This window comes from Mesorhizobium sp. B2-5-7, from assembly GCF_006440875.1.
GTDB classification, from domain to species: Bacteria; Pseudomonadota; Alphaproteobacteria; order Rhizobiales; family Rhizobiaceae; genus Mesorhizobium; species Mesorhizobium australicum.
In genome coordinates, this window is the sequence record NZ_VFUO01000002.1 from 957,739 (window position 1) to 979,088 (window position 21,350).

The 21,350-nt window shown below is 64.3% G+C and carries 21 protein-coding genes; 12 read left to right on the forward strand and 9 right to left on the reverse strand.

Annotated elements, in window-relative coordinates:
* Window positions 1–142: 142 nt before the first annotated feature.
* The gene (locus FJ543_RS12150) at window positions 143–1,981 is read right to left on the reverse strand and encodes a M3 family oligoendopeptidase (protein WP_181173961.1); all 1,839 of its coding nucleotides are present in this window, start codon (window positions 1,979–1,981) and stop codon (window positions 143–145) included.
* A 190-nt stretch (window positions 1,982–2,171) separates the two neighbouring features.
* Between FJ543_RS12150 and FJ543_RS12155 the strand changes: the two genes are divergently transcribed.
* From FJ543_RS12155 to FJ543_RS12165, 3 genes are all read left to right on the forward strand, one after another.
* Window positions 2,172–3,713: a sigma-54 dependent transcriptional regulator gene (locus FJ543_RS12155; RefSeq protein ID WP_140875214.1), complete on the forward strand. Its 1,542-nt coding sequence runs from the start codon at window positions 2,172–2,174 to the stop codon at window positions 3,711–3,713.
* A gap of 398 nt (window positions 3,714–4,111) precedes the next feature.
* Window positions 4,112–5,920, forward strand: coding sequence for a DUF882 domain-containing protein (locus FJ543_RS12160; protein WP_224530292.1), 1,809 nt, complete (start codon window positions 4,112–4,114; stop codon window positions 5,918–5,920).
* Between the two features lie 180 nt (window positions 5,921–6,100).
* The gene (locus FJ543_RS12165; protein WP_140721389.1) at window positions 6,101–6,295 is read left to right on the forward strand and encodes a hypothetical protein; all 195 of its coding nucleotides are present in this window, start codon (window positions 6,101–6,103) and stop codon (window positions 6,293–6,295) included.
* A 77-nt stretch (window positions 6,296–6,372) separates the two neighbouring features.
* Here the strand turns inward: FJ543_RS12165 and FJ543_RS12170 are convergent, their stop codons facing one another.
* Window positions 6,373–7,011, reverse strand: a complete 639-nt coding sequence (locus FJ543_RS12170; RefSeq protein ID WP_140619401.1) for a 2-dehydro-3-deoxy-phosphogluconate aldolase — start codon at window positions 7,009–7,011, stop codon at window positions 6,373–6,375.
* Between the two features lie 201 nt (window positions 7,012–7,212).
* Here FJ543_RS12170 and FJ543_RS12175 point away from each other — a divergent pair, with 201 nt between their 5' ends.
* Window positions 7,213–8,145 (forward strand): rhodanese-related sulfurtransferase, encoded by a 933-nt coding sequence (locus FJ543_RS12175; RefSeq protein ID WP_140875218.1) that lies wholly within the window; start codon window positions 7,213–7,215, stop codon window positions 8,143–8,145.
* Window positions 8,146–8,262: 117 nt separating this feature from the next.
* Window positions 8,263–9,000, forward strand: coding sequence for a tellurite resistance TerB family protein (locus FJ543_RS12180; protein WP_140875220.1), 738 nt, complete (start codon window positions 8,263–8,265; stop codon window positions 8,998–9,000).
* A gap of 40 nt (window positions 9,001–9,040) precedes the next feature.
* On the opposite strand, the gene FJ543_RS12185 is transcribed toward FJ543_RS12180, so the two are convergent.
* Window positions 9,041–9,295 (reverse strand): hypothetical protein, encoded by a 255-nt coding sequence (locus FJ543_RS12185; RefSeq protein ID WP_140619405.1) that lies wholly within the window; start codon window positions 9,293–9,295, stop codon window positions 9,041–9,043.
* 5 nt (window positions 9,296–9,300) lie between these two features.
* Between FJ543_RS12185 and FJ543_RS12190 the strand changes: the two genes are divergently transcribed.
* A complete protein-coding gene (locus FJ543_RS12190) occupies window positions 9,301–10,059 on the forward strand; it encodes an SDR family oxidoreductase (protein WP_140875222.1) in 759 nt (252 codons plus the stop codon).
* A 33-nt stretch (window positions 10,060–10,092) separates the two neighbouring features.
* Here the strand turns inward: FJ543_RS12190 and FJ543_RS12195 are convergent, their stop codons facing one another.
* A complete protein-coding gene (locus tag FJ543_RS12195; RefSeq protein WP_140875224.1) occupies window positions 10,093–10,467 on the reverse strand; it encodes a YciI family protein in 375 nt (124 codons plus the stop codon).
* 147 nt (window positions 10,468–10,614) lie between these two features.
* Entirely contained in the window at window positions 10,615–11,799 is a 1,185-nt protein-coding gene (locus FJ543_RS12200) for a pyridoxal phosphate-dependent aminotransferase (protein ID WP_140875225.1), read from the reverse strand.
* 83 nt (window positions 11,800–11,882) lie between these two features.
* Here FJ543_RS12200 and FJ543_RS12205 point away from each other — a divergent pair, with 83 nt between their 5' ends.
* The 4 genes from FJ543_RS12205 to denD all read left to right on the forward strand — a co-directional run bounded on the left by FJ543_RS12205 (window position 11,883) and on the right by denD (window position 14,841).
* Complete coding sequence (locus FJ543_RS12205) at window positions 11,883–12,569, forward strand: GNAT family protein (protein ID WP_140789059.1); 687 nt, start codon at window positions 11,883–11,885, stop codon at window positions 12,567–12,569.
* A gap of 14 nt (window positions 12,570–12,583) precedes the next feature.
* Window positions 12,584–13,552, forward strand: coding sequence for a cation diffusion facilitator family transporter (locus tag FJ543_RS12210; RefSeq protein WP_015315869.1), 969 nt, complete (start codon window positions 12,584–12,586; stop codon window positions 13,550–13,552).
* A gap of 86 nt (window positions 13,553–13,638) precedes the next feature.
* Window positions 13,639–13,848 (forward strand): hypothetical protein, encoded by a 210-nt coding sequence (locus FJ543_RS12215; RefSeq protein WP_140875227.1) that lies wholly within the window; start codon window positions 13,639–13,641, stop codon window positions 13,846–13,848.
* Between the two features lie 12 nt (window positions 13,849–13,860).
* The gene (gene denD, locus FJ543_RS12220) at window positions 13,861–14,841 is read left to right on the forward strand and encodes a D-erythronate dehydrogenase (protein WP_140875229.1); all 981 of its coding nucleotides are present in this window, start codon (window positions 13,861–13,863) and stop codon (window positions 14,839–14,841) included.
* A 38-nt stretch (window positions 14,842–14,879) separates the two neighbouring features.
* Here the strand turns inward: denD and FJ543_RS12225 are convergent, their stop codons facing one another.
* From FJ543_RS12225 to FJ543_RS12240, 4 genes are all read right to left on the reverse strand, one after another.
* Entirely contained in the window at window positions 14,880–15,974 is a 1,095-nt protein-coding gene (locus tag FJ543_RS12225) for a nickel/cobalt transporter (RefSeq protein WP_224622467.1), read from the reverse strand.
* A 77-nt stretch (window positions 15,975–16,051) separates the two neighbouring features.
* Window positions 16,052–16,720, reverse strand: coding sequence for a DUF1007 family protein (locus tag FJ543_RS12230; protein ID WP_140875231.1), 669 nt, complete (start codon window positions 16,718–16,720; stop codon window positions 16,052–16,054).
* A gap of 166 nt (window positions 16,721–16,886) precedes the next feature.
* Window positions 16,887–17,786 carry a LysR family transcriptional regulator gene (locus FJ543_RS12235; protein WP_015315874.1) on the reverse strand — a complete coding sequence of 300 codons (900 nt, stop codon included), beginning with the start codon at window positions 17,784–17,786 and terminating at the stop codon, window positions 16,887–16,889.
* A 3-nt stretch (window positions 17,787–17,789) separates the two neighbouring features.
* Window positions 17,790–18,986 carry an amidase gene (locus FJ543_RS12240; protein WP_140721404.1) on the reverse strand — a complete coding sequence of 399 codons (1,197 nt, stop codon included), beginning with the start codon at window positions 18,984–18,986 and terminating at the stop codon, window positions 17,790–17,792.
* 541 nt (window positions 18,987–19,527) lie between these two features.
* Between FJ543_RS12240 and odc2 the strand changes: the two genes are divergently transcribed.
* Together odc2 and FJ543_RS12250 are read left to right on the forward strand one after the other, a co-directional pair.
* On the forward strand, window positions 19,528–20,661 hold the full coding sequence (gene odc2, locus FJ543_RS12245; protein ID WP_015315876.1) for an ornithine/lysine decarboxylase: 1,134 nt from the start codon (window positions 19,528–19,530) through the stop codon (window positions 20,659–20,661).
* Window positions 20,662–20,759: 98 nt separating this feature from the next.
* Window positions 20,760–21,329, forward strand: a complete 570-nt coding sequence (locus FJ543_RS12250; protein WP_140789065.1) for an N-acetyltransferase — start codon at window positions 20,760–20,762, stop codon at window positions 21,327–21,329.
* Window positions 21,330–21,350: the final 21 nt, after the last annotated feature.

A 21,350-nucleotide genomic window follows, 5' to 3' on the forward strand; every position in this document is an offset into this window, starting at 1 on the left:
AAACGGAAAGCTACCATAGAGCTTGCGGAAAGCTATGGGAAAACGTCGATGTAGAGTTCTTCAAGAACAAATATTTAGGGCAAGAAAAGCGCGGCCCGAACATGCATTCCGGCTAAACTGTTCTTGCCGGGCGAGAGGCGTCTCAATCGTCGAGCGTTTCCAGTTCGTCAATCAGACCGCCGATGACGCCGAGCCCGATCTGCCAGAAGGCCGGATCGGTGGCGTCGAGGCCGAAGGGCGCCAGAAGCTGCGAATGATGCTTGGTGCCGCCGGCACGCAGCATCTCGAAATATTTGTCCTGAAAGCCGCGTTCGGCATTCTGGTAGACGGCATAGAGCGAGTTCACCAGGCAGTCGCCGAACGCATAGGCATAGACGTAGAAGGGCGAGTGGATGAAGTGCGGAATGTAGGTCCAGAACACCTCGTAGCCCTCGCGCAACTTGATCGCCGGCCCCAGGCTTTCGGCCTGCACCTCCAGCCAGAACTCGCCCAGCCTGTCGGATGTCAATTCGCCGTTGCGGCGCTCGGCATGCACCTTGCGCTCGAATTCATAGAAGGCGATCTGGCGCACCACGGTGTTGATCATGTCCTCGACCTTCTGGGCGAGCATGGCCTTGCGCTCGCGCCGGTCGGTGGTCCGCTCTAGCAGCGAGCGGAAGGTCAGCATCTCGCCAAAGACGGATGCCGTCTCCGCCAGCGTCAGCGGCGTCGAGGCCATCAGCGCGCCCTGGCCGGCGGCCAGCACCTGATGCACGCCATGCCCGAGTTCATGCGCCAGCGTCATCACGTCGCGCGGCTTGCCCATGTAGTTGAGCAGCACATAGGGATGAGCCGAGGGTACGGTCGGATGTGCGAAGGCGCCCGGCGACTTGCCCGGACGCACCGGCGCGTCGATCCAGTTGCGGTCGAAGAAGGTGCGCGCGATCTCGGCCATCTCGGGCGAGAAGCGGTGATAGGCCGACAGAACCGTGTTCCTGGCCTCATCCCAGCCGATCACCGCCTGCGGCGTCTCCGGCAAAGGCGCGTTGCGGTCCCAGTGGTTCATCACCTCCATGCCGAGCCAGCGCGCCTTCATCGCGTAATAGCGGTGCGACAGGCGCGGATAGGCCTCGCGCACGGCGGTGGCGAGCGCATCGACCACGCCGCGTTCGACGCGGTTGGCGAGGTGGCGTGAATCGGCAATGTCCTCGAAGCCGCGCCAGCGGTCCGAAATTTCCTTGTCCTTGGCAAGCGTGTTGGTGATCAGCGTAAAGGTGCGCAGGTTCTTGCGGAAGGTCGCGGCCAACGCCTCCGAGGCGCGGCGGCGGACCTCGCCGTCGGCATCCTGCAAGCGATTGAGGGCCGGCTCCAGCGTCAGTTCCTCGCCGTCGATATCGAAGCGAAGATCGGTCATCGTCTCGTCGAACAGGCGGTTCCAGGCGCCGCGCCCGGTTATCGATTTCTCGTGGAAAAGCTGCTCGACACGGTCCTCGAGCTGATAGGGCTTGTCCATTCTGAGATCGAGCACCCACGGGCGGTAATGCCCGAAGGCGGGATCGGCGGCCAGCGCGCCCTCGATCGCCGCATCGTCGATCAGGTTCAGCTCGAGCGCGAAGAACAACAGATGCGCGCTGGCGTCGGTCATCTTCTCCTGGATGTCGCCATAGAGCTTGGCGCGCTGCGGATCGGCGGTATTGCCGGCATAGACGAGGCCGGCATAGGAGACGATGCGGCCGATCAGTTCCTCGAGCGCCTCGTATGCGGCCAGTGCCTCGCCCAGCCTGCCGGTAGTTCCACGCCCGGCCTCGGCGGCGAGCGTGCCTTTCCAGCGGGCCTCGAATGCGACGGCGTCGGCCGCCGCCTTGGCAATGTCACGCTTCAGTTCCGGCGCGTCCATGCCGGCATAAAGGTCGGCGAGGTTCCATTCCGGCAGATCGCCAAGCCCGGCAGCGCCCTGACCGGACGCTGGCGCTGCAATCCGCCGATCAAACATCATGCGCATCGAGATACCTTCTTTGAATCAAATGGCCTGAGTTGAATCACGTGGCCGCAATCACGGAGCCGGACTCAACGGGAATGGAGAAGCCGGTCAAATCCTAAGGAATTCGTTCACCGGGTTTTTTGAAACCTTATTTAGAACCCTGTGCCAAGATGATCCACGGGTTTTCGGGCGCGGGCGAAGCAAGACAGTCATGACAGGTTCCATACTCATAGTCGATGACGATCCCGTGCAGCGCCGGCTGCTCGAGGCCGCGGTGACGCGGTTCGGCCATACCGCGATCGTTGTGGATGGCGGTACCGCCGGCCTCGAAGTTCTCGACGGGCCTGGCGCCCGCGATGTCTCGGTCGTGATCCTCGACCTGGTCATGCCCGGTCTCGACGGCATCGGCGTGCTGAAGGCGATGCGCGAGCGCGACATCAGCGTGCCGGTCATCGTGCAGACCGCGCAGGGCGGCATCGAGACCGTGGTTTCGGCGATGCGCCACGGCGCTTTCGATTTCGTCGTCAAGCCGGCTTCGCCCGACAGGCTGCAGGCCTCGATCTCCAATGCGCTCAAGGTCGAGGCGGTAGAGGGCGAGGTCAAGCGCACGTCGCGCAAACGCGGCGGGCTGCTGACCTTCAGAGACATGATCACCCACAGTCCGGCCATGGACCGGGTGATACGTCTCGGCCAGAAAGCGGCGGCCTCTCACATCCCGATCCTGATCGAGGGCGAGTCGGGCGTCGGCAAGGAATTGGTGGCGCGCGCCATCCAGGGCAGCGGCGACCGCCGCTCGAAACCCTTCGTCACCGTCAATTGCGGCGCCATTCCCGACAATCTGGTGGAATCCATCCTGTTCGGCCATGAGAAAGGCTCGTTCACCGGGGCCACCGACAAGCACACCGGCAAATTCGTCGAGGCGCATTCCGGCACGCTGTTCCTCGACGAGATCGGCGACCTGCCGCTCGACGTCCAGGTCAAGCTGCTGCGCGCCGTCCAGGAAGGCGAGGTCGATCCGGTCGGCGGCCGCTCGACCGTCAAGGTCGACATCCGGCTGATTTCGGCGACGCACCGCAACCTCCTGCAACAGGTCAAGGACGGCAAGTTCCGCGAGGATCTGTTCTACCGGCTGAACGTCTACCCAATCTTCGTGCCGCCTTTGCGCGACCGCCGCGACGACATTCCTCATCTGGTCACGCATTTCATGGAGAAGGTGGCGCCGGCCGACCCGCGCCATCGGCTGAAAGGCATTTCGGCGGCAGCACTTGCGGTGCTGCAGGCTTATGACTGGCCCGGCAACATCCGGCAGCTCGAAAACGCCGTCTTCCGCGCCTCGGTGCTGTGCGAAGGCGATGTGTTGACCGCCGATGACTTCCCGCAGATCCGCGCGCAGGTGGAAGGCACCGTCAATCTCGACGCGGACGACACGTTGGAAGCAAGCAGCGTTGCGCCGCCGCCGTCGCTGGAGCCGCGCGACGAGGACGTCGTGCCCGACGAGACCGCTCCGGCGGCTGTGCCGCCGGCCGGGGTCCAGGCCCGCTTCGGCACGCTGCGGGCGCTCGACGAGCGCGGCAATGTGCGTGCGCTGGCCGATGTCGAGCTCGAAATGATCAAGCTCGCCATCGATCACTACAATGGCCAGATGAGCGAGGTCGCCCGCCGGCTCGGCATCGGTCGCTCGACGCTTTACCGCAAGCTCAAGGAATATGGCATCGACCCGGAAACCGGCCGCGTCGACAGGCTTGCTTCCTGAGCCGCAAGGCAGGCACCAGTTTCCCTCGTCATTATATGGTTCGACAGAGCGCCGTCGACGGATAATGGCGGCGCTCGACGGGGTATTGTTCACGCATTGAGGCCGGCGGTAACAGATCGTGTTCGGCCCAAGCCGGAATCCTGATCTAAACCAGCGGTTTACCAAGAAACCTTGCGGACAATTTTTGACGGGATATCGCCATGGTCTTACCGCATTTTGGCTTCAATAAGCGATGATTAACCATTAGGATCGATATTCGGATGTGAAAACGACACGTCCGTTTGGGCAAATCCGGGGACAAACGGCAGCCTGCAAGGCCTTTTGATTTGAACAGAATCGAACGACTCACAAACGGGCGGCACTATCATTTGAGCGTCTGGCCGAGATGGTTGGCGGCGGTGATTGTCGCATTTGGTTTTGTTGCCGCGGCCGCCACGGGCGCCCAGGCCGAAGTTCGTTCGCTGAAGCTCTACCATCTCCACACGCATGAGAAGGCGGAGATCGTCTACAAGCGCAATGGTCGCTACGTTCCCGAAGGCCTGAGGAAGATCAACATCATTCTGCGCGACTGGCGTCGCAACGAGCCGACCAAGATGGACCCGCGCCTGCTGGATCTGGTCTGGGAGGCGTATCGGGAAAGCGGCGCCACCGATTATATCCAGGTCGTCTGCGGCTACCGGTCGCCGTCCACCAATTCGATGCTGCGCAGCCGCAGCCGCGGTGTCGCCGAGAAGAGCCAGCATATGCTTGGCAAGGCGATGGATTTCTACATTCCCGGCGTACCGCTGAAGAAGCTGCGCAACATCGGCCTCAAGATGCAGGGCGGTGGTGTCGGCTATTACCCGACCTCCGGTTCGCCATTCGTCCACATGGATGTCGGCAATGTGCGCCACTGGCCCGGCATCAGCCGCCAGGAACTGGTCAGCCTGTTCCCCAATGGCAAGACGCTGCATGTGCCGAGCGATGGCCGGCCGCTGCCCGGCTATGAACAGGCGCTGGCCTCCTACAAGTCGCGCAAGGGTTCGGGCACACCGAATATCGAAGTGGCCAGCGCCGGCGGCAGCGGCAAGAAATCCGGCGGGTTCCTCGCTGCCTTCTTCGGCGGCGGTGGCGATGACGAGGCCGACGACAGCGCAGACGTCGAGACCGCTTCGGCCGCACCCGCGCCCAAGGCTAGAAATCTGAAGCCGGCCGCGACAGCCAAGAGCGGCAACCTGCCTGGCATCGCCATCGTGGCCCCCGAGAATGCCCAGCGCGCCGACATTCCGCAGATTGCCGACGAGCAGGCTCCGGAACCGGAGAAGGACACGCCGGAGACAATCATCGCGGCGCTGCCGGCCAAGGAAATCCCGCTGCCCGATTTCGCGCCTCGGCCGAAGGCCGATGTCGGCGCACAGACGCCTGAAAACGTTCCCTTCGCCACGGCGGATGCGACGACCACCACGGAACAGGCCGTGGCGACCGCGCAGGCGCCGGCGAACATGCCTTTCGGCAAGGCCGATCCGGCGGCGCTGGCAGCGGCGGCCGATCCGGCGCAGGTCGCCGTCAACAATATCCCCTTGCCGACATGGCGTCCCGAACGCACGCTGCCGGCGGATCTCGCGCCGCCGCCCAGCAAGGATGTGCTGATGGCGCTGGCCGAAACGGCTGACCAGGGCAAGACCGCGACGGATGCGTTCTCCGTGCTGCCGACGGCGCGTCCCGAGCCGGCCAAGCCGGATGCCGTCAAGGCCGTGCTCGACGAGGCCAATGCCAAGGCCGGCACGGCCGACGAATATCAGCTCGCCTCGCTGGCCGTGGAACCGCGTTCAGCCTTCAACGATCCGTCCGGCGTCGATGCGGCATCGCCGCGCCAGGCTGTTGCCGGCCGGCCGGCCGGTTCGGATCCGGCCGCCGCGATCGGCGCCGGTGTGAAGACGACCCGCAAGGAGGCCAGGGCCACCGCCCGCGATCAGAAGCCTGGCCCCAGGGCCGTGGTGGTTGCCGCAGCGCCGCAGGCCGCCCGCTGGGCACTGACCAGCGGCGAGAACGTCGCCACCGTTTCGAGTGCGACGACCGCGCCGGGTTACGCCTACAACATCGTGCATACGCCGCCGAGCGAGGTCTATACGGCCGGCTTCCAGCAGGACAATCAGGTGGCCGACGCCAATCGCTTTACCGGCAACGCCGTCAAGTTCCTGTCTGTCGCCCGCTTCCAGACGAAGTAACGAACAGGCCGCAGTATGCCGAGGCCGCGCCGGGCGATCCGCGCGGCTTCTTGTTGTCCCAGGGTGCGATGCATGCGGTCTCCGATCCCTGAGGATCACGCGCGGCTGAACTTCTCGTGAAGCGGGAACGGCCCACTCATTTCCGGTTTAGTGTGGGTACGCTCCAACCCGAGGATATTCATGAAAAAGATTCTACTGGCATCAGTTATGGCGCTGGCGGCAGCATCGGCCGCGATCGCGCCATCACAGGCGGAGACCGTTGTCGTCAAGACCGACAATCATATGCACATGATGAAGAAGCACTGCCGCACCAGGGTGGTGACGCACTGGCGGCACCATCACAAGGTGACGGAGACGGTCAAGGTCTGCAACTGATCGCAGTCTGGATTAGCCAGTCAAAAAGGCCCGGTCGACGCTCGTCGGCCGGGTTTTTCATGCCGTGCGGAAAGACGCTATTTCCCGAGTTCGCTGGCAGCGCGTGCGAGCGCTTCGATCTGGTCCCACTTGCCGGCCTTGACCATGTCGTCAGGCGCCACCCATGAGCCGCCGACGCAGATGACATTGGACAGGCTGAGATAGTCGGCCGCGTTCTTGCCGGTGATGCCGCCAGTCGGGCAGAACTTGACGTCCGCCAGCGGCGAGGCAAAAGCCTTGAGCGAAGCGATGCCGCCGGACTGTTCGGCCGGGAAGAATTTCAGGAAGCGAAGGCCGGCTTCGCGCGCGGCCATGATCTCGCCGGGCGTGATGGCGCCGGGCAGCAGCGGAACCTCGCTGTCGGAGGCGGCAGCCAGAAGCTCGCGGGTGATGCCGGGGCTGACGATGAAGCGCGAACCGGCCGCGGCCGCTTCGTCGAACTGGCTGGCATCCAGAACGGTGCCGGCGCCGACGATGGCTTCCTCAACTTCGCCCGCCACTCGACGGATCGCTTCGAGCGCATCCGCGGTCCTCAGCGTGATCTCGATCGCCGGCAAACCGCCACGCGCCAGGGCACGGGCCAGCGGCACCGCATCGGCAACGTTGGCGATCTTCAACACCGGAATGACCGGCTGGCCATTGAGGAGCGACAGGAGGTTCTCGGTCTTGCTGGACATTCGGTCTCTCCTTGTCGGGGGCGTATCGAAGGGAATTTCAACCGATTAGCAGACAGGTATTGCCCTGTCCACGGAACCCATCGCGGCGCGATGTCACGCGTTGCCGCTCAGCTTAAAGGTTCTTTCCCGACAGGGCCATGACAGACGGATCGAACCCGTTTCACTTGAATCGGCTTCTACTAGCGTCTAGTTGCTCTGGCAATGACAACACTGCCCGCGCCATCCCAGCCAGCCCGCGTCGCCGCGCTCTACCGTTTTGCCCGGCTCGATGCTTTCGAGGCGTTGCGCGCGCCGCTTGCGGCCTTCTGCTGCGGGCGCGGCATCAAGGGCACGCTGCTCCTGGCGCATGAGGGCATCAACGGCACCGTCGCCGGCAGCGACGAAGCGATCGCCGCGCTGATCGAACACATCGAAGCGATCGACGGCCTATCGGGTCTCGAGGTCAAGTACAGCAGTGCCGCGGCCATGCCTTTCCACCGCATGAAGGTGCGGCTGAAGCGCGAGATCGTCACCATGGGCGTCGAGACCATCGACCCGGCGGCAAGTGCGGGCACCTATGTGGAGGCGGGCGACTGGAATGCGCTGATCTCGCAAGCCGACACGATCGTCATCGATACGCGCAACGCCTATGAGGTCTCGATCGGCAGCTTCAAGGGCGCCGTCGACCCGGCGACGGCGAGCTTTCGCGAATTCCCGGCCTGGGTGGAAGCGCATCGGGCGGATCTCGAAGGACGCAAGGTGGCGATGTTCTGCACCGGCGGCATTCGCTGCGAAAAGGCGACCGCCTATATGAAGTCACTCGGCTTCGAGGACGTGTTCCACCTCAAGGGGGGCATCCTCAAATACCTTGAGGAGGTTCCAGCGGAGCAGAGCCTGTGGCAAGGCGAGTGCTTCGTCTTCGACGAGCGGGTTTCGGTGTCGCACGGCCTCACCGAGGGTGATGCGGAGCTTTGCCGTGCCTGCCGTCATCCGCTGACGGCAAGCGAGCTGGCTTCGCCTCGATATGCCGCCGGCGTTTCTTGCCCGCATTGTTTTGACGCCCGCTCGGACGAAGACCGGAAGCGCTACGCGGAGCGGCAGCGACAGGTCGAACTCGCGCAAGCGCGGGGCAGGGGACCGCACATCGGGTCCTGATCGAGGGCGCCGGGGCCGGGCAAACCGGGGCACTGTCATTGCAATGTCAAACTTCGGGACCTACGTCTTCGGCGTTCGAAACCTGCCCGTTCGGCTGGGCAAATCCTGGAGGCATCGATGTTCGATCCCAAGAAGCTTCTCGACGATCTGCTCGGCTCGCAAGTTCCCGGTGCTAGCGGCACGGTCCGCGACAAGGCCGGCCAGGCGGTGCAGATGGCCAAGGACAATCCGCTGGCCGCCGGTGCGCTGGCCGCCGTGCTGCTTGGGACCGGCGCCGGCCGGCAGGTGACGGGTGCCGCGGTGAAGCTCGGCGGACTGGCCGCCATCGGTGGTCTCGCCTACAAGGCCTACCAGAACTACAAGGCCGGCAACGCACCGGAACAGGCGCCCGCGGCTGGCGAGCCGGAATTGCTGCCGCCGCCCAAGGACACCGCCTTCCACCCGTCGCAGGCGCCGCAAGGCGAGGATGAGTTCACGCTGACCCTGGTGCGGGCGATGATCTCGGCGGCCAAGGCCGACGGCCATGTCGACGACGAAGAACGGCGGAAGATCGCCGGCAAGCTCAGCCTCGCCGGGATCGGCACCGATGCGGAAAAATTCCTGATGGCGGAGCTGGAGAGGCCGCTCGACCTCGACACGCTGGTGGCCGGCGCCAAGACCGACGCGCAGAAGCTCGAACTCTATACGGCGTCGCGCCTTACCATCGATCCCAACACGCGCGCCGAGCGCGGTTACCTCGACCTGCTTGCCGGGCGGCTCGGCCTGCCGGATCCGCTGATCGACCATGTCGAGGCGACGGTTTCGGCGGCGAAAGTGCCCACGGCCGAGGGTACGCCACCCAATCCGCAGTGGTAACCCGGATTGGCACACAGGCCGCGGAGGCGTTAACCTTTCGTTAACTCAGGAAGCGCATGATTCTACACAGTCGGATCGGCTTTTCCTCCTCCCAAGCCCGGTTCAGATCAGGGCGGTCGCCAATGACCGCCCTTTTTGTCCGTCCTCGCCGGCTGCCCTCCAAATAAATGGGTTCACTTTTCGAGGCCATGTCCCAGTGGCCGCGCTTGCCATCGCTGCCATCATTTGCGATGCCTTCTCCACCCGAACCAAATTTGTAGATCAGGCGAGCACGCACATCGCTGCCGGAGGACATCAGCCATGACCGAGCAAAAGACCGCCATCGTCACCGGGGCCGGCACCGGGATCGGCAAGAGCGTAGCCACGGCATTGCTCAAGGCCGGCTGGAATACGGTGTTCTGCGGGCGCCGCAAGCCGGTGCTGGATGCCGCGATCGCCGAGATCGGGCCGACGACCGAGGCCAGAGCGTTGGCGGTTGCCTGCGACATCAGCAAGGCCGGTGAGGTCGACGATCTGTTCGAGACCGTGGCGGAGGCTTTCGGGCGGGTCGATCTGCTCTTCAACAATGCAGGCATGGGCTACAAGTCGACGCCGATCGACGAGATCCCGGTCGAGGTCTGGAACGATATCGTCGGCGTCAACCTCACCGGATCTTTCTTGTGCGCGCGCGCGGCCTTCGGCGCCATGCGCAAGCAGAAGCCGATGGGCGGCCGCATCATCAACAATGGTTCGGTGTCGGCCTATGCGCCGCGCCCGGGCTCGGTGCCCTATACGGCGACCAAGCACGCCATCACCGGGCTGACCAAGACGCTGGCGCTCGATGGCCGCCCCTATGACATCGCCTGCGGACAGATCGACATCGGCAATGCATTGACCGACATGGCGCAGCCGATGACCGTCGGCGTGCCGCAGGCCAATGGCTCGATATCAGCCGAAGCGGTGATGGATGTCCAACGCGTCGCCGACGCGGTCGTGCACATGGCCAGCCTGCCGCTCGACGCCAACGTGCTGTTCATGACCGTGATGGCGACCAAGATGCCGTTCGTGGGGCGTGGGTGAGCAGCGCGTCCCGGCAGCGCTTTCGCCCGGGCCTCATTTTTCCGCCAGCGGCACGCCGGGCTTGAAGAGTAGAATGGGCCTGATCTCGTAAACGGCGGTCGGATTGACACGACGAAGATCGCGGGCGATCGCGATGGCGTCGTCCCTGGTGACGCAGTCGACGACATAGAGGCCGAGCAACTGTTCCTTGGTCTCGGCGAAGGGCCCATCGATGATCATACCGTCGCCCGGGCCGCGCAAGGTGCAGGCATCCCGTGTCGTTCCCAGACGCGCTGACGGCCCAAGCGTGCCTTCCGCATGAAGCCTGGTGTTGATCTTGAGCAACTCGGCCATCAGCGCCGCATCTTCCTGCGGCGTCAGCGCCTCGATCGCATCTTCCACGTGATAGGCAAGGATTGCATAGAACATGCGAGATTCCCCCATTGGTCCTGATACGGGAATTCGTAGCCGTTTTCGGTATGCCCGCACAGCCTTGGCTACGCGCCTCCGGACGGCTCATGACACCGTCATGGAATGCGGTGGCAAGCTATCCGGCTCGCGCGGCGACGCTGATGCTCACTTGGCCAGGAACGTTCCGATCCTGTCCAGCGCGCGCAAAATGTTTTCCTCGGAATTGGCGTAGGAGAGCCTGACATAGCCTTCGCCGAGAATGCCGAAATCGGGGCCGCCGATCAGCGCCACGCCGGCGTCGTCGAGCAGGGCCGAGGCCAGCTTCTTTGCCTTCCAGCCGGTCTTCGACACGTTGGGGAAGGCATAGAAGGCGCCCTTGGGCGTGATGCAGGAAATATTGGGCAAGGCGTTCAGCCCTTCCACCACGACCTTCCTGCGGCGGTCGAAGGCGCGCATCATGGTGTCGACGTCGTCCTGCGGGCCGTCGATCGCCGCGATGCCGGCGAACTGGCTTGGCGCGTTGACGCAGGACCAGCAATTGACCGCCAGCTTGCGCACCTTGTCGTAGAGGTGGGCGCCCTTGTCGCCGTTCGGCCAGATCGACCAGCCCATGCGCCAGCCGGTCATCGCCCAGGTCTTGGACCAGCCGTTGAGCACGATCAGCCGGTCGCGGATCTCGGGAAAGCCAAGCAGCGAGCAATGCGTCTCGCCGTCATAAGTCATGACATCGTAGATTTCGTCGGAGAGAACGGCCACGTCTGGATGCTTCTCAAGCCCCTTGACCAGCTTCTCGATCTCGGCGCGCGGCGTGACGCCGCCGGTCGGGTTGGCCGGCGAGTTGAGGATCAAGAGCCTGGTCTTCGGCGTGATCAGCCCCAGCGTCTCTTCGGCCGAGAAGGCGAAGCCGTTCTCCTCGCGCATCGGCACGGGAATGGGGGTTGCACCGGTGAACTCGATCATCGAGCGGTAGATGGGAAAGCCGGGGTCGGGATAGAGGATCTCGGCGCCGGGCTCGCCGAACATCAGGATGGCGGCGAACATGGTTGGCTTGCCGCCGGGCAGGATCATCACCGCCTCCGGCGAGACCTCGACGCCGGTGGTCGTCAGCGTGCGCCGCACCACCGCCTCGCGGGTCGCCAGCAGGCCATTGGCCGGCGTGTAGCCATGGTGGCCGTCACGCAGCGCCTTGATCGCCGCCTCGACGATGTGCTGCGGCGTCTTGAAGTCGGGCTGGCCGATGCCGAGATTGACGATGTCGCGGCCCTGGCTCGCCAGCGCCGTTGCCCGGGCCAGCACGGCAAAAGCGTTTTCCTCGCCGAGACGGTCGAAGGCCGAAATCGTGTGGAGCATTTTTCCCGTCCCTGTGGTTCTTACTGTTGGCGAGCGTTTTTGTGAGCGTCCGCCCGCAAAAGTCAAACGGATTGGAGTTTTCGGTGTCGGAAAATCTCAAAGACTGGCAGCCGCGCCCGCGCCCGGAGCGCAAGGTTCTGGAGGGCCGCTATGTCAGGCTCGAGCCATTGAGTGCCGCAACACATGGCGACGGCCTCTACGAGGCGTCCTCCGTGGCCGACGTCGACGGCCGCTTCGCCTGGCTGCCCGACTATCCGCCGGAAACCCGCGCCGCCTTCCAGCCCTGGCTGGACAAGGTGGAGGCGAGCGAGGATCCGCTGTTCTTCGCTATTGTCGACAAGGCAAGCGGCAAGGTCGCCGGCCGCCAGACGCTGATGCGCATCGATCCGACCCATGGCGTCATCGAGATCGGCAACATCTACTGGGGACCCCTCATCTCGCGCAAGCCGGCGGCGACGGAAGCACAGTTCCTGTTCATGAAATACATCTTCGACGAACTCGGCTATCGCCGCTACGAATGGAAGTGCAACAACCGCAACGGGCCGTCGAAGCGCGCGGCGGAACGGTTCGGCTTCAAGTTCGAGGGTATTTTCCGCCAGCATCTCATCGTCAAGGGTGAAAACCGCGACACCGCGTGGTATTCGATCATCGACAAGGAATGGCCGGCTCTGCGCAAGGCTTATGAAGCCTGGCTCGATCCGGCCAACTTCGACGCCAATGGCCAGCAGAACCGCCGGCTCGAGGATTTTCGCGCGGAATTCGGCGCCTAACGGGAGTTTGCCATTTGGCGCATATCCACGATCACAGCGGGCACGATCACGGCGGCGGCCATGTGCATGGGTCGACGGACCAGAAGCGCGTCCTGATCGCGGCCTGCCTGACCGCCGGCTTCATGGTGGCCGAGGCGCTCGGCGGCCTGTTTACCGGGTCGCTGGCGCTGCTGGCCGATGCCGGCCACATGCTCGCCGACGCCATTGCGCTCGGCCTGGCCTGGTATGCCTTCCATCTGGCGGGCCGGCCGGCAACCGGCCAGCTCACCTACGGCTTCGGCCGCGTCAAGACGCTGGTGGCCTACACCAATGGCATCGCCATTTTCGTCATCGCTCTGTGGATCGTCTACGAAGCGTGGGATCGCCTGCTGACACCGGCGCCGGTGCTGGGCGGGCCGATGCTGGTGGTGGCGATCCTCGGCCTGCTGGTCAATATCGGCTCCTTCCTGGTGCTGCATGGCGGCGATAGAGACAACCTCAACATGCGCGGCGCCATCCTGCATGTGCTCGGCGATCTGCTCGGCTCGGCAGCCGCGATCGTCGCGGCACTGGTCATCCTGGCGACCGGCTGGACGCCGATCGACCCGATCCTGTCCGTGCTGGTATCGCTGCTGATCCTGTCCACCGCGTGGTCGCTGATGCGCGCCGCCGCCCACGTCCTGCTCGAAGGCGTGCCGCCAAGCCTCGATCGCGACCTGATCGCCGGGGACATTCAGGCAACGGTCCAGGGCGTGCGCGAGGTGCACCATATGCACATCTGGTCGCTCGACGGGTCGAGCAGCATGGCGACGCTGCATGCCTGCCTCAACGAGGGCGTCGATGCCCATCAGGCGGTCAGCGCCATCAAGAAGCGGCTTGCCAGCGAGCACGGCATCAGCCATGCCACCGTGGAACCGGAATTCGGCCGGTGCGCCGACGATGGCGACGACCATCATCACGAGCATGAGCACGATGCGGCCGCGCATCACGGCCACTATCACTAGGATCGATCGATGACCATTGATCGGACCCTCAGGAGTCCTCCAGCTTTGCAACTCAGCTCGATGAACGACCGCCGTTCCGGTGCGGCATGATGGACCGTGACACGCGCAATGCGGCCATTGCGTCGGTCTGGATCATGCTTCTGTTCGGCATTGCCGCTTTCTACCTGCCGACCGTGATGTTGGCACTCGGCAGTTATTCGACCGTGCTGGCGGGTATCTTCGGCACCGTCTTCGTGCTGGCGTTTTTCCTGGTGTTCTGGTTGCGCGCGCGCACCCAGCGCAAAAATCGGAAGTAAGGGATATCGGACATGCGCATTTTGATCACCGGCGCCGCGGGCATGGTCGGCCGCAAGCTCATCGCCCGGCTGGCCAAGGACGGCACGCTGCGCGGCGAGAAGATCACCGCGCTCGACCTGCACGACATCGTGCCGCCGCAAGCGCCAGCCATGGACGGCGTCAGCGTCGCGCTGCACACGGGGGACCTTGCCGAAGCAGGCGCCGCGGAAAGCCTGGTTGTGTCGCGCCCCGATGTCGTCTTCCACCTCGCCGGCATCGTGTCGGGTGAGGCGGAAGCGAATTTCGACCTCGGCTACCGCGTCAACCTCGACGGCACGCGTGCGCTGTTCGACGCCCTCCGCCTGGCAGGGTTTGCGCCGCGCGTCGTCTTCACGTCGTCAATCGCCGTTTTCGGCGCGCCGTTCCCGGATGTCATACCGGACGAATTCCACCCGACGCCGCTGACCTCCTACGGCACGCAGAAGCAAATGAGCGAAGCGCTGCTGGCAGACTATTCCAGGCGCGGCTTCTTCGACGGCATCGGCATCCGGCTGCCGACGATCTGCGTGCGGCCCGGCAAGCCCAACAAGGCGGCGTCCGGCTTCTTCTCCGGTATCATTCGTGAACCCTTGAGCGGGCAGGAGGCGATCCTGCCGGTGCCGCGCTCGGTCGTGCACACCCATGCCAGCCCGCGCTCGGCGGTGAGTTTCCTGATCCATGGCGCGGAGATCGAGGGCGCAGCCGTGGGGCCGCGCCGCAACCTGACGATGCCGGGTGTCGCCGTCACCGTTGGCGAGCAGATCGAGGCGCTGGAACGGGTGGCTGGATCGCAGGCGACAAGCCTGATCCGCGAGGTGCCCGACGAGACGATCTGGGCAATCGTCAAGGGCTGGCCGACCCGCTTCGAGGCGCGGCGGTCAAGGGAACTTGGCTTCAGTGCCGAAAAGAGTTTTGACGAGATCATCCGCGCGCATATCGAGGATGAGCTGGGCGGCAAGATTCCCGGTCAGTAGCGCACGGTGCCTATCCCATTCCAACGGAATGGTAGGGTCTAAACGCTGCCCGTCAGGCTCGCGGACAGCAGCAGCAGTCCGAACAGGAAGACGAAGGCCGCGCCGCCGATCTCGACGATCGAGTGGATGCGGTTGCCCATGCGGCCGTCGCCGGCGAAATACACCGCCCAGTTCTTGGCGGTCACCGCGAGTGTGGCCAGGGCCGAGACGGTGATCGCGGTTCCGATCGACATTGCCAGCACCGACAGCAGGCCGCCGAGCCAGAGCCCGTTGAGCAGCGCGAAGCTGAGAACGATCAACGCACCGGAGCAAGGGCGGATGCCGACGGCGGCCACCGCCGACCAGGCGGTGCGCCAATCGAAGCGGTCACCCGACAGCAGCGCCGGATCGGGCGCATGCGAGTGGCCACAGGTGTCGCAGACCTCGCCGCTGGCGTGGTCGTGATGCGCATGATCATGCGCGCCGTGGCCGTAATGATCGTGCGAATGGCCATGCCCATGGTCGTGATCGCCATGCCCGTGCAGTGCGTGGGAATGAGCGTGCGCCGCATGGTCGTGAGCGCCATGCGAATGGCCGGCATGGGAATGACCGGCGTGAGCCGCCGACAGGCTGTAGGCCGGGCCCTTGCCAAACAGGCGCAGGACGGCTGGGCCGAGCTTGCGCCACAAAAGCCAGGCGCCAAAGAGGGTGACCAGGGCAAAGCTCATGATCTCCATGAACCAGGCCGCATCGGTCATCGAGATGGTGGTGCCGCGCAGGACGAAATAGGCCAGCAGCATCACCAGGATCGCCGTCAGGCCCTGCAGCAGCGCCGAGACGAAGGACAATAGGATGCCGCGCTTCAGCGCCACTTCGTTGGCCACCATATAAGACGAGATCACCGCCTTGCCGTGGCCGGGGCCGGCGGCGTGGAAAATGCCATAGGCGAAGGACAGGCCGATGAGTATCCAGATCTTGCTGTTGTCCTGGCGCATTGCCTTCATGGCGGTCGCCAGCGCGCGGTAGAATTCCTGCTGCCTCAGATTGATCCACATCAGGATATGGGCGAACGGACCGGTGGTGGGTGCCATGCCGTCATTGACGCCGATGCCGAGCGAACTCTGGGCGTGCGCGGCATTGGCGAAATGCATCATGGCAAAGGCAAGGGCCAACAGGCCGACTGCCAAACGCAGGGACGGTTTCGAACAGTTCCCGATCGGGTTCACCGGATCTATCCTTCTGGCTGACAGGTCAGTTCGAGTTTGGTGGCGAAGATCTTGCTCATGTCGGTGCCTGTCGGATCGTTGAAGAAGGCATCCGTCAGGGTCTTCTGGTTTTCCTTGATCGCTTCGTCCGGGTCCGGCCGGACGACCTTGCTCGTGCAGTTCGACGGCAGGCCTTCCACAGTGATGTTGGAATCCTCGGTGAAGTCGATCGCCGTGTAGAAGGTCGGATCGTAGACGCCGATGTCGATCTTGCCGGACAGCTTGATCGGCGCCTTCGGTTCGGACTCGAACAGGATGATCAACTGGTCATTGTCGAAATTGGCCATCAGATGCGGCGGCGGCGTCATCGCCACGTCCTTGCCGTCCTGCGTGACGAGCTGGAAATAATTGAACTCGGCCAGCGAGGCATGGACGGTGTCGGCGACCTCCTTCAGCTCCTTGTCGTCAAGCTTCAGGTCGGAGTTCTTGTCGAACTCCATCATCACCGTACTCGAAAACAGATCGTCGAAGCGCCATAGATGACGCAATGCTTTCACACTTTGGTGATCCGGGGACAGGATTACGTCGAGGCGCGCCTCGGCGAAGACGTGCGGATGCACCTCGGCCGGTCCTGTCGCGGCACAGATCGCCGCCAAGGCTGAGGCCAGCATGATTGCTTGGCGTTTCAAATGCATTCGCGGTCGCGATTCCTTGGCTTTCGAGAGCGTTGTCGAAGGTTACCAGAAAGGGGGCGAAATTGGGACTGCGGGCGCATGTCACCCAAAAGTGCGCGAGGCTTTGGATAGCGCCACGCATGCAGGAGAGCTCAAAAGCGTGCGGTATCCGGGCCGCTGGGGCAGGTCAGGCGCTCTCGCGCGTCCTGAACCACTGCACCAGGAAATCGACGAAAACGCGGACCTTCGCCGGGAGGTAACGGCGATGCGGATAGACGGCGAAGATGCCGCCGCCCGACAGGATGCGGTCGTCGAGCACCGCCACCAATTGGCCGCTCTTGAGGTCTGGGGCGGCGATGAAATCCGGCAGGATGCAAAATCCAAGCCCCGACAAGGCCGCGGCGCGCGCCGCCATCGGGCTGTTGACCTCGATCGGGCCGGAGACGGCGATGCTTACCGGATCGCCATTGTCGCCCTTGAAGGGCCAGTTGTTCAGTCCGCGGCCATTGGTGTCGACGATGCAGGGCATGTGGCCGAGATCCTGCGGTCGCGTCGGCATGCCATGCTTGGCGATCAGTTCTGGAGAGCCGCAGAGCTTGATCGAAAACGGCGCCAGCCGCCTGGCGATCAGCGACGAGTTCTCCAGCCGCGAGATGCGCACGGCAAGGTCGAAGCCTTCCTCGACCAGATCGACAAAGCGGTCGTCGAGCTGGATGTCGAGCACGATGTCGGGATACTGCTTAGCGAAGTCGATCAGCGACTGGCCGATCGGCGCGTCGGCGAAGGTGCGCGGCGCCGACAGCTTGATGCGGCCGCGCACGTCGCCGGAGGACTCGCGCACGGCGTCGGCCAGGCTATCGACCTCGCGCACGATTTCCGAGGCGCGGCGGTAGTAGGTGTGGCCGGCCTCGGTCATCGAGAACTGGCGCGTGGTGCGGTTCAGCAGCAGAGCGCCGAGCTCGTCCTCCAGCTCGCGCACATATTTCGACAGCAGCGCCTTGGAGCGGCCGATCTTGCGCGCCGCCGCCGAAAAGCCTTCGGCCTCGACGACGTCGATGAAGGCGCGCATGCGGGTCAGTGTGTCCATTGTTCAGGCTCTTTGTGCTGCGTCGAGAAGTTTTCGGCCGAGCCGTATCAGGGCAATGTCGCTGCCGGAAGGGCCAAGCAGCGACAGGCCGAACGGAGCGCCGGCGACCGAGCCGATCGGCAAGGTGATCTGCGGAAAGCCGGAGAGCCCGGCCAGGCATAGAAGATGGAGCGCGCGTTCGCGGTAGGCCTGGAATTGCTCCGGTGTGCTGTCGACATAGGGTGCCGGACCCGGCACCGTCGGCAGGACAAGGAAGCCGTCCTTGCCAAGCAAGGCGCTGAGTTCGCCGCGAAAGGTCAGCCGGCGCACCTTCTCGGCCTGTGCTGTCCGGTCGTCGACCGCACGGCCAAAGCCGAACCGTTCCTCGACGCCGGGCCCGAGCTCGCGCTCGCCGCTGGTGATCCATTCGCCATGCACTGTCCAGGCCTCCTTGGCCTGCAGGCGGCGAAAGCACCAGTAGAGTTCGTCCGGGGACGAGCTGAAGCGCGTCGCTGGCGTCGCCGGCGTGCCGAACACCGTGCCCACCAGCGCCTTCATTCCGGCATATTCGGCGGCCGCCGGCCGGGCGACCATCTCGTCCAGCCAGCCGAGCGCCAGCGGACGGTCCAGGGAATGCTGGTGCGGATCGCGGCCAAGCAACAGCTTGCCGACAGTCTCATAGGTTTCGATGTCGTCGGCGAACCAGCCGAACGTGTCGAAACTCGGCGCCAGTTGCATGGTGCCGTCGAGGGAAATGCGGCCATGCGTGGTGCGCAGCCCGATCAGCCCGCAGAAACTCGCCGGCGCGCGGATCGAACCCCCGGTGTCTGACCCCGTGGCGATGTCGGCCAATCTGCCCGCCACCGCCGCCGCCGACCCCGACGACGAGCCTCCGGTGACACGGTCGGGAGCCGCGGGGTTCACCGGAAACGGAAAATGCGCGTTCTGGCCGAACAGAGCGAAGGCGAGTTCGTCGGTCTGCGTCTTGCCGATGAAGCGCGCACCGGCGTCGAGAATTGCCTGCACGGCCGGCGCCGTGCGCGAAGCGGCGTGGCCATTGGCGAATTTCTGCAAATTGCCGCAACCGGTGCGGTAGCCGGCAACGTCGTAAATATCCTTGACCGCCAGCCGCAGGCCGGCCAGGGGTCCAAGTTCGGCATGCGCCACCGGCATCTGGCGAAGGTCGAGAAAGGCGTTGAAAGGGCCGTGCGTGCCTGTCATCGTTCGATATCCGTATACGGTTGGCCAACATTGTTCGATGGCAGAAATTTTACAACCTGCGATAAGATTTTTATTGATTGTGAAATGCTTCGCTCTTATATCGCGCTTGCCCAAAGTCGCACGTGCCTGTGGGTGTCCGCCGATCCTCGAATGGTGAGGGAAATCGGTAAGGTAACTGGAGCTAACCCCTCCAGTCGGTTTAGCGGCCAACCGCCAGACCGAGGACACCTTGAAGCAACGACGGTGCGGGCCTTTCTGGTTCTCTGCCGGTTGTCCAAAGACCGGGGTTACTGAAGAGGCACACCTTCATTGCCGGCAGTGCGGAACGGGGTTCTCCCAATCCAAGCCAAGGCAGACAAAGCGAACCGAAGCCGGGCAAGGCTAAGGTTCATCGCCGCGAGACGGCGTTTCATGGTTCCGGGGTCTCCACCGGCTGGTTCCATGGATTTTCCGTCCCGCCTTTGTTTGACCGCGTGTTCGCGAGGCCGACAGCCCGCGCCCGCACCCTTGTGCGCGCCGAAAGGCGCGATGGAGAAACCCGATGGCCACACAGCGCATCCTCGACTTCCTCGCCACCCGACGCCCGTCCGGCCCCTGCCTCGTCGTCGACCTCGACGTCGTGCGCGACAATTTCCGCGCCTTCGAGAAGGCTCTGCCCGATTCCAAGATCTATTATGCGGTGAAAGCAAACCCGGCGCCGGAAATCCTGCGCCTGCTTGCTGCGATGGGCTCGTCCTTCGACACCGCTTCCGTTGCCGAAGTCGAGATGGCGATGGACGCCGGTGCGCCGGCGGACCGCATCTCCTTCGGCAACACCATCAAGAAGGAGCGTGACATCGCACGCGCCTACCAGCTCGGTATCCGGCTGTTCGCGGTCGATTGCGTCGAGGAAGTCGAGAAGATCGCGCGCGCCGCTCCAGGCTCCCGCGTGTTCTGCCGCGTGCTGACCGATGGCGAGGGCGCCGAGTGGCCGCTGTCGCGCAAGTTCGGCTGCGTGCCCGACATGGCCGTCGACGTGCTGCGCCATGCCAGGGGCCTCGGCCTCGACGCCCATGGCGTGTCGTTCCATGTCGGCTCGCAGCAGACCGACCTGACCGCGTGGGACCGTGCTCTGGCCGACGCCAAGAAGGTGTTCGCGACGCTCGCGGAAGAAGGCATCGTCCTCAAGATGGTCAATATGGGCGGCGGCTTCCCGACGCGCTATTTGCGTGACGTGCCGGCGGCCCAGGCCTATGGCCAGGCGATCTTCTCGGCGCTGCGCAAGCACTTCGGCAACGCCATTCCCGAGACGATCATCGAGCCGGGCCGCGGCATGGTCGGCAATGCCGGGGTCATCAAGTCGGAAGTCGTGCTGATCTCGAAGAAGGCCGACAACGACAATGTGCGCTGGGTGTTCCTCGACATCGGCAAGTTCGGTGGTCTGGCCGAGACGATGGACGAGGCGATCCGCTATCCCCTCGTCACCCGCCATGACGGCAGCGAGACCGCGCCTTGCGTGCTCGCCGGCCCGACCTGCGATTCGGCCGACGTGATGTACGAGAAGACGCCCTATCCGCTGCCCTTGTCGCTGACCATCGGCGACGAGGTGCTGATTGAAGGCACCGGCGCCTACACGACCACCTACTCGGCGGTCGCCTTCAACGGCTTCGAGCCTCTCCGATCCTACGTGATCTGACGGCTCATTAGAGCTGTTCAGATCATCCCAGGTGGGCGCCCGTCGCCCACTTGGGCTCGCCTGTGGAACATATCTCCGCTCGTGAAGGGATCGCGGAAATGGAAATGTCAGTCGAATTCGTAGCTCATGCGCCGGCCTTCGCCATGGTCGCCGAAACCGCTGCCGACGTGGCGGCGCGCGAAGCCTTGCTCGATCGCGCCATGGGGCCGAAGCGCAAGACCAAATCATCGGAGAAGCTGCGCCGCGGCCGCCGGCCCTCGGAGGGGCTTGCCTTCGTCGCACGCGATGCCTCGGGCGGCGTGGCCGGCACCGTGCGGCTATGGGATGTCACGCTGGGCGAGGGCGGTCCGCCAGCGCTGCTGCTTGGCCCGCTCGCCGTCGACCCGTCGCTCGAGAGTGCCGGCATCGGCTCGGCGCTGATGCGGCATGCCATCGCGGAAGCCGCGCGCCTCGGCCACGCTGCGATCCTGCTGGTTGGAGACGAGCCTTACTATGGCCGCTTCGGCTTTTCGGCCGCCAGGACCGGGGCGCTCGCCATGCCGGGGCCTTACGAACGGCACCGTCTGCTGGCCTTGGAACTGGTGGAGGGCGTGCTTGACGGCGCCAGGGGCACGCTGAAGGCGTCCGGCCGCAAGCTCAAGGCACAGGCGCCGACCTTGGCCGCATGAGGCCTTAAGCGCGACTGCCCT

Coding starts and splice junctions, on each gene's coding strand:
- FJ543_RS12200 (WP_140875225.1), bottom strand. CDS start 11,799: ATGCTCCACACGATTTCGGCCTTCGACCGTCTCGGCGAGGAAAACGCT.
- FJ543_RS12185 (WP_140619405.1), bottom strand. CDS start 9,295: ATGTCCTCCGGCAGCGATGTGCGTGCTCGCCTGATCTACAAATTTGGT.
- FJ543_RS12230 (WP_140875231.1), bottom strand. CDS start 16,720: ATGCATTTGAAACGCCAAGCAATCATGCTGGCCTCAGCCTTGGCGGCG.
- FJ543_RS12155 (WP_140875214.1), top strand. CDS start 2,172: ATGACAGGTTCCATACTCATAGTCGATGACGATCCCGTGCAGCGCCGG.
- FJ543_RS12225 (WP_224622467.1), bottom strand. CDS start 15,974: ATGATGCATTTCGCCAATGCCGCGCACGCCCAGAGTTCGCTCGGCATC.
- odc2 (WP_015315876.1), top strand. CDS start 19,528: ATGGCCACACAGCGCATCCTCGACTTCCTCGCCACCCGACGCCCGTCC.
- FJ543_RS12195 (WP_140875224.1), bottom strand. CDS start 10,467: ATGTTCTATGCAATCCTTGCCTATCACGTGGAAGATGCGATCGAGGCG.
- FJ543_RS12180 (WP_140875220.1), top strand. CDS start 8,263: ATGTTCGATCCCAAGAAGCTTCTCGACGATCTGCTCGGCTCGCAAGTT.
- FJ543_RS12170 (WP_140619401.1), bottom strand. CDS start 7,011: ATGTCCAGCAAGACCGAGAACCTCCTGTCGCTCCTCAATGGCCAGCCG.
- FJ543_RS12235 (WP_015315874.1), bottom strand. CDS start 17,786: ATGGACACACTGACCCGCATGCGCGCCTTCATCGACGTCGTCGAGGCC.
- FJ543_RS12150 (WP_181173961.1), bottom strand. CDS start 1,981: ATGCGCATGATGTTTGATCGGCGGATTGCAGCGCCAGCGTCCGGTCAG.
- FJ543_RS12165 (WP_140721389.1), top strand. CDS start 6,101: ATGAAAAAGATTCTACTGGCATCAGTTATGGCGCTGGCGGCAGCATCG.
- FJ543_RS12175 (WP_140875218.1), top strand. CDS start 7,213: ATGACAACACTGCCCGCGCCATCCCAGCCAGCCCGCGTCGCCGCGCTC.
- FJ543_RS12240 (WP_140721404.1), bottom strand. CDS start 18,986: ATGACAGGCACGCACGGCCCTTTCAACGCCTTTCTCGACCTTCGCCAG.
- FJ543_RS12250 (WP_140789065.1), top strand. CDS start 20,760: ATGGAAATGTCAGTCGAATTCGTAGCTCATGCGCCGGCCTTCGCCATG.
- denD (WP_140875229.1), top strand. CDS start 13,861: ATGCGCATTTTGATCACCGGCGCCGCGGGCATGGTCGGCCGCAAGCTC.
- FJ543_RS12215 (WP_140875227.1), top strand. CDS start 13,639: ATGATGGACCGTGACACGCGCAATGCGGCCATTGCGTCGGTCTGGATC.
- FJ543_RS12190 (WP_140875222.1), top strand. CDS start 9,301: ATGACCGAGCAAAAGACCGCCATCGTCACCGGGGCCGGCACCGGGATC.